Annotated in this window: 8 protein-coding genes; all 8 read right to left on the reverse strand. The window is 41.7% G+C overall.

Annotated features, from left to right (window positions below):
- Window positions 1-57: 57 nt before the first annotated feature.
- The 8 genes from H5187_RS09420 to ampD all read right to left on the reverse strand — a co-directional run bounded on the left by H5187_RS09420 (window position 58) and on the right by ampD (window position 10,961).
- A complete protein-coding gene (locus H5187_RS09420; protein WP_182718478.1) occupies window positions 58-504 on the reverse strand; it encodes an REP-associated tyrosine transposase in 447 nt (148 codons plus the stop codon).
- A 196-nt stretch (window positions 505-700) separates the two neighbouring features.
- Window positions 701-1,390: a tRNA-uridine aminocarboxypropyltransferase gene (locus H5187_RS09425; protein WP_182718479.1), complete on the reverse strand. Its 690-nt coding sequence runs from the start codon at window positions 1,388-1,390 to the stop codon at window positions 701-703.
- A gap of 349 nt (window positions 1,391-1,739) precedes the next feature.
- Window positions 1,740-3,167 carry a dihydrolipoyl dehydrogenase gene (gene lpdA, locus H5187_RS09430; RefSeq protein WP_145235220.1) on the reverse strand — a complete coding sequence of 476 codons (1,428 nt, stop codon included), beginning with the start codon at window positions 3,165-3,167 and terminating at the stop codon, window positions 1,740-1,742.
- A 195-nt stretch (window positions 3,168-3,362) separates the two neighbouring features.
- Window positions 3,363-5,270 (reverse strand): pyruvate dehydrogenase complex dihydrolipoyllysine-residue acetyltransferase, encoded by a 1,908-nt coding sequence (gene aceF / locus H5187_RS09435; RefSeq protein ID WP_182767845.1) that lies wholly within the window; start codon window positions 5,268-5,270, stop codon window positions 3,363-3,365.
- A gap of 10 nt (window positions 5,271-5,280) precedes the next feature.
- Window positions 5,281-7,947, reverse strand: coding sequence for a pyruvate dehydrogenase (acetyl-transferring), homodimeric type (gene aceE / locus H5187_RS09440; RefSeq protein ID WP_182767846.1), 2,667 nt, complete (start codon window positions 7,945-7,947; stop codon window positions 5,281-5,283).
- 114 nt (window positions 7,948-8,061) lie between these two features.
- On the reverse strand, window positions 8,062-8,811 hold the full coding sequence (pdhR, locus tag H5187_RS09445) for a pyruvate dehydrogenase complex transcriptional repressor PdhR (RefSeq protein ID WP_182718482.1): 750 nt from the start codon (window positions 8,809-8,811) through the stop codon (window positions 8,062-8,064).
- Window positions 8,812-9,536: 725 nt separating this feature from the next.
- On the reverse strand, window positions 9,537-10,388 hold the full coding sequence (ampE, locus tag H5187_RS09450; protein ID WP_182739958.1) for a beta-lactamase regulator AmpE: 852 nt from the start codon (window positions 10,386-10,388) through the stop codon (window positions 9,537-9,539).
- 27 nt (window positions 10,389-10,415) lie between these two features.
- Complete coding sequence (gene ampD / locus H5187_RS09455) at window positions 10,416-10,961, reverse strand: 1,6-anhydro-N-acetylmuramyl-L-alanine amidase AmpD (RefSeq protein WP_182794621.1); 546 nt, start codon at window positions 10,959-10,961, stop codon at window positions 10,416-10,418.
- Between the last annotated feature and the right edge of the window lie 251 nt (window positions 10,962-11,212).

Here is an 11,212-nt window from a genome sequence, read left to right on the forward strand (position 1 = left end):
GAACTTTAATCTAATTGCGCAGGGTAAACCCGCGCCTACATCACCAAAATGCTAGACTCATACATAAACACAATCCCAGTATGGATAATCAGCAACATTTTTAACCAAACCAGCTCTTAGTGGATTCGCGATTATATAACGCGCATTTTTAACTAAATCATCTTCATCTCGAATTAAATGATCGTAATACCCTTTTTGCCATAATTTATAAATACCGAATTCACGGCAAGCGGCTGCAGTTCGTCCTTTAAAGCAACGGATTATTTGTGGTAAGGGGCTGTTAATGAGCAACTGAAATTGCCAATGGATATGATTTGGCATAATAATAAACGCATTAGATTTGAGGTATTCTTGTACTTCTAATAATTGCATTTGTTTTATAATGTGACGATTAAAATCCAAGTTTACAAAGTAGTTGCTGCGATTATGTGTAACGAGGGTAATAGCATAAAAGTGATGTGGTAAAGAAACCCGCCCTTTTCTTAGATTTTGTGATTTATACATCTACCAATCCTTGTAGGTAAAGTATAAAAATAGCTCATAGCTTGAATGTTGTTAAATTTTTTGTCGCACATTTGCGCGGGGTAAACCCGCGCCTACGAGATATCACAAAGTCGTAGCAGCGATTTTACATCGCGACAGAAGCAACATAGTTTTATCCAGCATCTAAATTATATATTTGCGCGGGATAAACTAAAACCTACGTCGGCCTGCCTTTATTGCGCTTTCCTAACAAATACGCGTCGCGAAACTTCATAAAATGCTGTTCAAGCTTAGTTGCTGCATCAGACTCCCCTGCCAGTGCTAACACCATAATGGCCACTTCAGCAGTGCCAAGTTGGTGAGCATGCGGGGCAACCCGTAAGCGATAGTCAGACAGTTTTTCAGCGGTGATCGACAGCACGGGTAAATTATCGAGATAAGGGCTTTTGCGGATCATTTTTTTCGCTTCACGCCATGTGCCATCTAAAAAGATAAACAAGGGACGTTTATTAGGCTGGTGTTGTACATCAGTAATAACGCGTGCAGTATCTTCAACATCTGTAGCAGGAAAGATCACCATAGGTTGATATTGCGGGTCATTTAATAAGGCTAATAGTTTATCGTCAGGATCAGTCCTGTCCCAACGAAAAGCATGATTATCAGGAATAATTTCAGCAATTAATCGCCCTGTATTAGAGGGTTTAAAACTCTCGTTGTGATACATAAGTAAGCATACCGCCGCCTGACTATCAGCCTGCTCCACACCGTCACAAATACAGTAATGTTTCGCGATTAAGCATCGCTCACAGCGATCCATTTTACCGCCACGAGCATTAAACTCACGGCGAGATTCACTAATTTGCTGGGCACGCAAAGTAAGTACTGAATTAGAAGAGCGTTTATTCACGTGGTTTATTACCTAAAATAGTACCTAAATTTGTTCGGCGGATATTATAACACATTTGCGCAGGGTAAACCCACGCCTACGTATTGGTAGCAGCGAGTTTACCTCGCGATAAAGCCCATTATTTACCACTGAGGGCACAAAGGCGCTTCGCGCTACACAGAGAAACCAAATTAAAAAATCACTTATTTCTTCTCTGTGTTCTCGGTGGTGAATTAATCACTAAACGAACTTTAATCTAATTGCGCGGGGTAAACCCGCGCCTACAAGGTATTACGTATTACACACCCGCGCCTATAAAACAAAAAACCCAAGCCGTGGCTTGGGTTTTTAAACAATTAACTAAAAGAACTTACTTCTTCTTTTTAACTGCTTTTTTGTTTGGTAAATCAGTGATTGAACCTTCAAATATTTCAGCTGCAAGACCGATTGATTCGTTCAATGTTGGATGAGCATGAATAGTTAATGCTAAATCTTCACCGTCAGCGCCCATTTCGATACCTAGACCGATTTCGCCCAGCATTTCACCTGCGTTAATACCAATCATAGCACCACCGATAATACGGCCACTTTCTTTATCAAAGATCAGTTTAGTAGAACCTTCAGTACGAGAAGATGCAATTGCACGACCTGATGCAGCCCATGGGAATACAGCTGTTTCAATGCTTAAGCCTTGCTCTTTTGCTTCTTTCTCAGTTACGCCAACCCAAGCGATTTCTGGATCAGTATAGGCAATTGAAGGAATACATTTCGGATCAAAGTAATGTTTTTGACCTGAGATAACTTCAGCTGCAACGTGACCTTCATGAACCGCTTTGTGCGCAAGCATAGGTTGGCCAACTAAGTCACCAATCGCGAAGATGTGGTCAACGTTAGTTTTAAGTTGCTTATCAACATTAATGAAGCCACGCTCATCAACATTAACACCCGCTTTGTCAGCATCTAATAAGTTACCGTTTGGTGTACGACCAACAGCAACTAATACTTTGTCATAACGTACTGGTTCAGCTGGTGCGTTTTTACCTTCAAATGTAACGTATAAGCCATCATCTTTCGCTTCTACGCCAACAACTTTAGTTGATAGCATAACGTTAAATTTATCACTTACGTATTTTTGGTAAATCTTGATGATGTCTTTATCAGCAGCTGGTACTAGTTGGTCAGCAAATTCAACTACGTCGATTGCAGAACCTAGTGCGCGATACACAGTACCCATTTCAAGACCGATAATACCACCACCTAATACTAATAGCTTTTCAGGGATGTCTTTAAGCTCTAGTGCACCGGTTGAATCAATTACGCGGTCATCTTCAGGAATGAAAGGTAAGTTTACAGGTTTAGAACCAGCAGCAATGATAGCGTTATCAAAAGTAATTGTTGTTTTACCGTCAGCGCCTTCAACATCAAGCGTGTTGCTACCTGTGAATTTACCGTAACCGTAAACCACTTTAACTTTACGCATTTTAGCCATGCCGTCTAGGCCACCAGTAAGTTGGCTAACAACTGACTCTTTCCACGAACGAATTTTATCTAAATCAATTTGTGGTGCGCCAAAAGTAACACCATGAGATGACATTTCTGCTGCATCATCAATTACTTTAGCTACGTGTAAAAGTGCTTTCGAAGGAATACAACCAACATTAAGACATACACCGCCTAATGTGTCGCGAGATTCTACTACTGTTACTTCTAAGCCCAAGTCAGCAGCACGGAAAGCCGCAGAATAACCACCAGGACCACCGCCTAGTACAACAACTTGAGTTTTTAATTCGTTGCTCATGCTTTTACCTTAATTGTTTGAACGGGACACTGCCCTAAAGTTTAACTGCCATGTTTCTGCAAGGCAGAAAGGGAGAGCAGATCAAAAATTTATGCAAAATATACAAATATTGTATCATTGCAAATGGTAAAAATCCCAGCAAAAAACAACTGGCTGGGATTTGATTCTATTTATTTCGCTACATGCAGCAATTGCTTACATTACTAATTGGCGAATATCGCTCATGTAACTTGCTAAAGTTACAGTAAAGCGTGCCGCTAGTGCACCGTCAATCACCCTATGGTCGTAAGACATAGAAAGTGGAACCATTAGTTTTGGTTCAAACTCTTTGCCATTCCACTTAGGTTTAATTTCTGATTTAGAGACACCTAAAATAGCAACTTCTGGGGCATTTACGATTGGCGTAAAGGCTGTACCGCCAATACCACCAAGGCTTGAAATTGTAAAACAGCCACCTTGCATATCAGACGAGGTAAGTTTACCGTCACGCGCTTTAACAGATACTTCCATTAATTCACGCGATAATTCAATGATGCCTTTCTTATCAACATCTTTAAATACTGGCACAACCAAACCGTTTGGCGTATCAACTGCAACACCGATATTGATGTACTTCTTAAGAATTAAGCTTTCACCGTCGTTAGATAGTGATGAGTTAAATGTAGGGAACTCAGCAAGTGCTTTCGCTGCTGCTTTCATTACAAATACCAGTGGGGTGATTTTAACACCTAGCTTTTTCTTCTCGCTAAGGGCATTTTGCTCTTTACGGAACTCTTCAAGAGTTGTGATATCAGCTTCATCAAACTGCGTAACATGTGGGATTTGCACCCAGTTACGGTGTAAATTTTTACCCGATAGCTTTTGAATACGAGATAGTTTTTTCTCTTCGATTTCACCAAATTTAGCAAAATCAACTTTTGGCCATGGAATTAAACCAAGCTCACTACCGCCAGCATTGCCAGAAGCTGTTGCTAATTGGCCTGACTCAACTTGCTTAACTAAGCTCTTCACATAGTCTTGCACGTCTTCTTTCACAACGCGATTTTTACGACCTGAGCCTTTTACGTTCGCAAGGTTAATACCAAACTCACGTGCTAAGCGGCGAACAACTGGCGATGCATGAGCATACGCACTATTGTTTTCAAAGCTTTCATTGCTCGCTTTTGCAGGCGCTGCTTGTGGAGCTGGAGCTGATTCTGCTTTCGCTGCTGGTGCAGATTCAGAAGCCGTTTTTTCAGCGGTAGCTGCAGGTGCACTGCCTTGCACTTCAAATACAAAGATAAGTGAACCGGTCGATACTTTATCGCCCGCAGCAACTTTAATCTCTTTAACAGTACCGGCAAATGGTGCTGGTACTTCCATTGCCGCTTTGTCGCCTTCAACGTTTAAGATTGACTGATCTTCAGTAACCTTATCGCCTACTGCAACCATCACTTCAGTGACTTCAACCTCATCACCGCCGATATCAGGCACGTTTACTTCTTTACTGCTTGGCGCTGAACTTTGTGCCGGCGCAGACTCTTGAGCTGGCGCTGTTTCTGCTTTCGCAGCTGCAGGCTCACTACCAGCCACTTCAAAAACAAACACTAAAGAGCCTGTTTTTACTTTATCGCCAGCGGCAACTTTAATTTCTTTAACAGTACCTGCAAACGGCGCTGGTACTTCCATTGCCGCTTTGTCGCCTTCAACGTTTAAGATAGATTGTTCTTCTTCAACAGTGTCGCCAACAGCAACCATGATTTCCGTTACTTCAACTTCATCATCGCCGATATCTGGTACGGTGACTTCTTTAGTTGTTGAACCTGAAGACGCAGCAGGTGCTGCATCTTCAGATTTTGCTGGTTCTGCAGGCGCTTCGCTAGATGCTTGCTCTTCACCTTCAAACAAGAATACTAAAGAACCCGTAGTAACCGTGTCGCCCACGTTTACTTTGATTTCTTTTACAGTACCGGCTTGTGCCGCAGGTACTTCCATTGAGGCTTTATCACCCTCAACAGTTAGTAATGATTGGTCAACGTCAACTTTGTCACCAACGCTCACTAGAATTTCGGTTACTTCGACTTCATCGCCACCGATATCTGGTACTTTAATTTCAATACTCATTGCAAACCTCTTATGCGTACAGTGGATTAAGTTTGTTAGTGTCGATGTTGAACTTTTTAAGTGCTTCAACCACAACTGACTTCTCAACTTCACCACGTTTAGCAAGTTCAGATAACGTCGCAACTACTACGTAGCTGGCGTTAACTTCAAAGTGACGACGAAGGTTTTCACGGCTATCAGAACGACCGTAACCATCGGTACCTAATACTTTGTAGTTGCTGCTTGGAATGAATGAACGCGCTTGTTCTGCGTAGTTTTTCATGTAATCCGTTGCGGCAACAGTCACTGAGTCATTTAATACACTGGTGATGTAGGCAGTCTTCTGTTCGCTTTCAGGGTTAAGCATATTGAAACGCTCAACATCTTGCCCTTCACGAGTTAATTCGTTAAACGACGTTACTGAATACACATCAGATGCAATACCGTAATCATCACTTAAAATCGCGGCTGCTTTACGCACTTCAGTCATGATAGTACCTGAGCTTAATAGCTGTACGTTGGCTTTTTTGCCTGCGTAGCTTTCTAGCTTGTAGATACCTTTACGAATACCCTCTTCAGCACCTTCTGGCATCGCAGGTTGTGCATAGTTTTCGTTCATAAGCGTTAGGTAGTAGTAAATATTTTCTTGGCTTTCACCGTACATACGACGAATACCATCTTGAACAATAACCGCTACTTCGTAAGCGTATGTTGGATCGTAAGAGATACAGTTAGGTACTGTGTTAGCAAGAATATGGCTGTGACCATCTTCGTGCTGCAGACCTTCACCGTTTAATGTTGTACGACCAGCAGTAGCACCTAATAAGAAACCACGTGCTTGTTGGTCACCCGCCATCCATGCCATGTCGCCAACACGTTGGAAACCGAACATTGAATAGTAGATATAGAATGGGATCATTGGTAAATCGTTAGTGCTGTATGATGTTGCCGCAGCAACCCACGATGACATTGCACCTAACTCGTTGATACCTTCTTGCAATACTTGACCCGATGTTGCTTCTTTGTAGTAAGAAACGATATCACGGTCTTGCGGCGTATAGTTTTGGCCATGCGGGTTATAAATACCGATTTGACGGAATAAACCTTCCATACCAAAGGTACGCGCTTCATCGGCAATAATTGGTACGATGTTTTTACCAATACCTTTATCTTTCAATAAGATATTAAGTGCACGAACAAAGCCCATAGTGGTAGAGATATCACGCTTTTGCTCTTCAAGTAGTGGCTTGAACGCTTCTACTTCTGGCAGTACTAACTTTTCAGTAAAGTTAGGAATACGTTTTGGCGTATAACCTTTAAGTGCATCACGGCGAGCATGTAAGTACTTGTGCTCAGCCGAACCTTCTTCAAGTGTTAAATAAGGAAGTTCTGCAAGTTGCTGTTCAGATACTAAATCATCAAGACCTAAACGTGAACGTAAATGGGCAACGTGTGACATGTCCATTTTTTTCACTTGGTGAGCAATATTCTTACCTTCAGCCGCTTCACCCATGCCGTAACCTTTTACAGTTTTAGCTAGGATAACTGTTGGGCGACCTTTGGTCTCTTCTGCTTTTTTGAATGCAGCGAATAATTTTGATGGCTCATGACCACCACGCTTAAGCGCGAAGATTTCGTCATCTGTCATATCAGCAACAAGTGCTGCTGTTTCAGGGTAACGACCAAAGAAATGCTCACGTACGTACGCGCCATTTTTAGCTTTATAAGTTTGGTAATCGCCATCGACTGTTTCGTTCATCAATTGCAATAACTTACCTGTGGTGTCTTTAGCTAGTAGGATATCCCAGCCGCTGCCCCACACTAGCTTGATCACGTTCCAGCCAGCGCCTTTGAATAGACCTTCAAGCTCTTGAATGATTTTACCATTACCCATTACTGGGCCATCTAGGCGCTGTAAGTTACAGTTAATTAAGTAACAAAGGTTGTCTAGTTTTTCACGAGCAGCAAAAGAAATAGCGCCACGCGATTCTGGCTCATCCATTTCGCCATCGCCTAAAAACGCGTATACACGTTGGTTTTTAGTGTCTTTTAAGCCACGACCATCTAGGTACTTTAAGAAGCGCGCTTGGTAAATAGACGCGATAGGACCAAGACCCATAGATACCGTAGGGAACTGCCAGAATTCAGGCATTAATTTAGGGTGTGGGTAAGATGGTAAACCTTCGCCATCAACTTCTTGACGGAAGTTATCAAGCTGCGCAGCAGATAAACGACCTTCAACAAATGCACGTGCATAAATACCCGGAGAAATATGACCTTGATAATAAACTAAGTCACCGCCGTCTACATCATTTGGGGCTTTGAAGAAATGGTTAAAACATACTTCATAAAACGCCGCTGATGACTGGTAAGACGCCATATGGCCGCCTAGGTCGAGGTCTTTTTTCGAAGCACGCAATACAATCATGATTGCGTTCCAACGAATAATAGAACGAATACGGCGCTCAAGGTTTACGTCCCCTGGGTAAGCAGGTTCTTGATCTACCGGGATCGTATTAACGTAGTTTGTGTTGATACCTGTTGGCATATCAACACCGTCTAAACGGGCTTGCTCTAATACTTGCTCAAGTAAAAACTGAGCACGTTCAACACCTTCTTCACGCACAACTGATTCAAGAGCTTGTAACCACTCTTGTGTTTCTAGCGCGTCTACGTCAATTTTATTGACTTCAGACATATGGAGGTTTCCTTATGTTTAAAATACGAATGTTCTTAATTAGCACTGTGGTAATCGTGTTGCCATATACAGCACTTGCTTAAATTATTTATCTTTAACTTAGTTTTTTGTTACTTAATTTTGCTTTGTGCGTCTTAAACTACGCTCAATTCGTGAATGCTCTTTACCTGCTTCCAATAACGCTTCTTCAATGAAAGCTAAGTGAGCATTACTGGCAAGTCGCGCCTGCTCTGGATTCCCTTCAATCACTGCATCCATCAATAAACGGCGGTGCTCAGCTAAGCGCGAACTAATATGCGGCTTCTCTAACAATACCGTTAAATTTTGTAAAACATTTTGCTCAAGCAATGCCCGCATACCGCGCACTAAATGCAGTAACACCACATTATGCGAGGCTTCTGCCACACTAAAGTGAAACGCGTTAATTGCTTTGGCTTTTTGTAGTAAATCATCATTAGCTAATGCAATGCATTCAAAGCTTTGCTTAACTTTAGCAAAGTCAGTGCTAGTACCACGAAGCGCAGCATAATAAGCTGCAATCCCTTCGAGAGCATGACGAAACTCTAATAAATCAAACTGTGATTCAGGATGTTTACTGATCAAGTCAAATAACGGATCAGTGAGCCCTTCTTCTAGCTGATTTTTTACAAACGTTCCGCCACCTTGACGTCGCGTTACTAAGCCTTTTGCCTCTAGCTTTTGAATGGCTTCACGTAATGAAGGGCGAGACACTTCAAATTGTTTGGCTAATTCACGCTCTGGCGGCAGTTTCTCACCCGGTGCTAATGAGCCCTCAAGAATCATGTTCTCAAGTTGCTGTAAAATAACATCCGATAGTTTTGCTGCTTTAATCTTTAAAGACATTAATCAACGTCCGCATTGTAGTGGAAATGTAACCTGAAAAATCCAAGTTTGTGCCCAGAGACTAGACCAAAAGGTAAATTGGTCATACCAAATTTGAGCCATACGTTATCAAAAAGCAAGTTTGCTGTCAATTTCGCTGCGACGCACCTTAAAAAACACCCTAACGTATTTTGCACAAAGATCAAACAGTATGAGATAAAGCCAGTGTTTAGGAAGGAATTTTATAGAAAAACACAATGGTCTGACCAGATAATCAAAAACTAGTGGGCGAGTTTTTTTGAACTCGAAGTGTACTATATAATAAATTAAACTGCGCGGGGTAAACCCGCGCCTACGCATTGGTAGCAGCGAGTTTACCTCGCGACTGTTTCTACATTTACATAGACAGCCAATTTCACCACTGAGGGCAGGAGGCGCTACGCGCTACACAGAGAATACAAAAGTAAAGTTAATTACTAACAGGTTTTTCCTCTATTAACTCGGTGCTCTCTGTGGTGAATAAATCAATAAAAGACTTTTGCACAAAGAGAAGTGAATGAGCGCAAATGAAAAAAACGCCACGGGCTTCGAGCTGCGAATAGACTCAAACACCTAGCCACTACTTTTATAATTACTTCTCTAAAGCGCAGCGGCTCTTAACCTCTTTGTGAATAAATTTTAATTGCGCGGGTAGCAGCGAGTTTACCTCGCGACAATTACTTCCCTAAAACCTAGCATCTGTTTATTTACGCTAAACCACCAAATAAAGTAAACAAGGCAATCAACACCAAGTAAAACAACACATTTCGTTTTACAAGCTTCATCATACAAGTTGCTTCATACGCGCAACCAAAATGTTGCTGTTCTATTTGCTCTGCGGCAAGCGCGGTATTAGTAACCACTTTACGGTTACTCACTGTAAAATCGAGTGCATAATGCAGCCAGCAACTGGTGCCTTTATTAAAGTTACCTATTACTAGATAACCAAAGCTGGCGATTCTGGCTGGTAACCAATCAAGCCAAAATAATAATGAATGAATAAGTTTAAAACGTTTGGCATACACAACTTTATGGTCGTTCTGCACTAAATCAGCAAAAGTACGTACTAATGCATACAAGGTCGCGCCAGGTACGCCTAATATTACAAACCAAAAAATAACTGCACAATAAAAACGAAAGTTTACCCAAGCCAACGTTTGTCCAAAGGTTTCACCGCCTTTTTGCTCTTCCGTTTTCTTTTGCCCCATTTGCAGTGCATATAAGGTTGCCGCTTGCTGATCATCACGGGTTAGCGCATTTAAATAGGACTTATATAAAGCACGTTGTTTAGCACAGCCAAAGCAAACCAGCAGCACAGCCACATTAATAGCTAACTGCCATAATACAAAATCAGACAAGGTAAAAATAACCGCCACAAATAATACCGGCAAACACAACCAAATAATAAATCCCGCAGGCGAATTGAATAGACCTTGCTCGCCAAGCTGTTTTTTTGAACGTGTTAAATAGCCTTGCGCGTAATAGCTTATTTGCCAATAATCAGATCGGGCACCTAAACGCTCTAATATCAGAGCTATTATTATAGAAATTAAGATCATACTTTTCTCTTTCCAAATGGGCGCTAGTTAAAATATAGCAGCAAAATAATGATTCCAATCAAAACTGTCTCCAGGGTCTGTTTTTCGCCCTGGTGCAATGTGACAATGGCCAACAACACGCTCGCGTGTGATAGCTGGGTATTTATATATCAATGTCTTAGTTAAGGATTGTAATGCATTATATTGATTTTGGGTATACGCCGTTGTATCTGTACCTTCAAGCTCAATACCAATACTAAAATCATTACACTGACTACGTCCTAAAAACTCGGACTGCCCAGCATGCCAAGCACGTTTACTAAAAGGCACATACTGAACTATTTCACCGCTGCGTTTGATAAAACAATGTGCTGAAACTCTCACCCCCTTTAAATCAGCAAAGCTAGGGTGTGCTTGGCAATCAATACATCCCATAAACAAATCATCCACAAACGGCGTGGCAAACTGCCCTGCTGGCAAGGAAATATTATGAATCACTAATAAAGATATTTCCTCACCTAGTGGGCGCTCATCAAAATGCGTACTTGGTCGCTGGATAGCGGTACTAACGACACCAAAAGAGTTTATTTTCATAGTTTATATTCATAATGGCCTGTAAATAAATGCGTAGTCAGATGCTAATAGATTTCCAAGTAGAATAACAGCAAAGCACTTCCATTGTTTTGCGCCAGTAGCAGCGAGCTTACCTCGCGATTGTTTCTACATTTCCATAGACAAACCAATTTCACCACCGAGAACAGAAAGCCACGGGCTACGGGTAACGAGCTGCCGGCTGTAAGTTCACTTAGCAGCTAGTCACTTCCCTAGAACCTAGTTCCTATTTT

It is taken from the genome of Pseudoalteromonas sp. SG44-1, assembly GCF_014164315.1.
In the GTDB taxonomy this organism is placed as follows: domain Bacteria; phylum Pseudomonadota; class Gammaproteobacteria; order Enterobacterales; family Alteromonadaceae; genus Pseudoalteromonas; species Pseudoalteromonas rhizosphaerae.

What these genes read in the sequence shown, in the direction of transcription:
- H5187_RS09420 (WP_182718478.1), bottom strand. Translation starts at nt 504, where the DNA reads ATGTATAAATCACAAAATCTAAGAAAAGGGCGGGTTTCTTTACCACAT.
- lpdA (WP_145235220.1), bottom strand. Translation starts at nt 3,167, where the DNA reads ATGAGCAACGAATTAAAAACTCAAGTTGTTGTACTAGGCGGTGGTCCT.
- aceF (WP_182767845.1), bottom strand. Translation starts at nt 5,270, where the DNA reads ATGAGTATTGAAATTAAAGTACCAGATATCGGTGGCGATGAAGTCGAA.
- aceE (WP_182767846.1), bottom strand. Translation starts at nt 7,947, where the DNA reads ATGTCTGAAGTCAATAAAATTGACGTAGACGCGCTAGAAACACAAGAG.
- pdhR (WP_182718482.1), bottom strand. Translation starts at nt 8,811, where the DNA reads ATGTCTTTAAAGATTAAAGCAGCAAAACTATCGGATGTTATTTTACAG.
- ampE (WP_182739958.1), bottom strand. Translation starts at nt 10,388, where the DNA reads ATGATCTTAATTTCTATAATAATAGCTCTGATATTAGAGCGTTTAGGT.
- ampD (WP_182794621.1), bottom strand. Translation starts at nt 10,961, where the DNA reads ATGAAAATAAACTCTTTTGGTGTCGTTAGTACCGCTATCCAGCGACCA.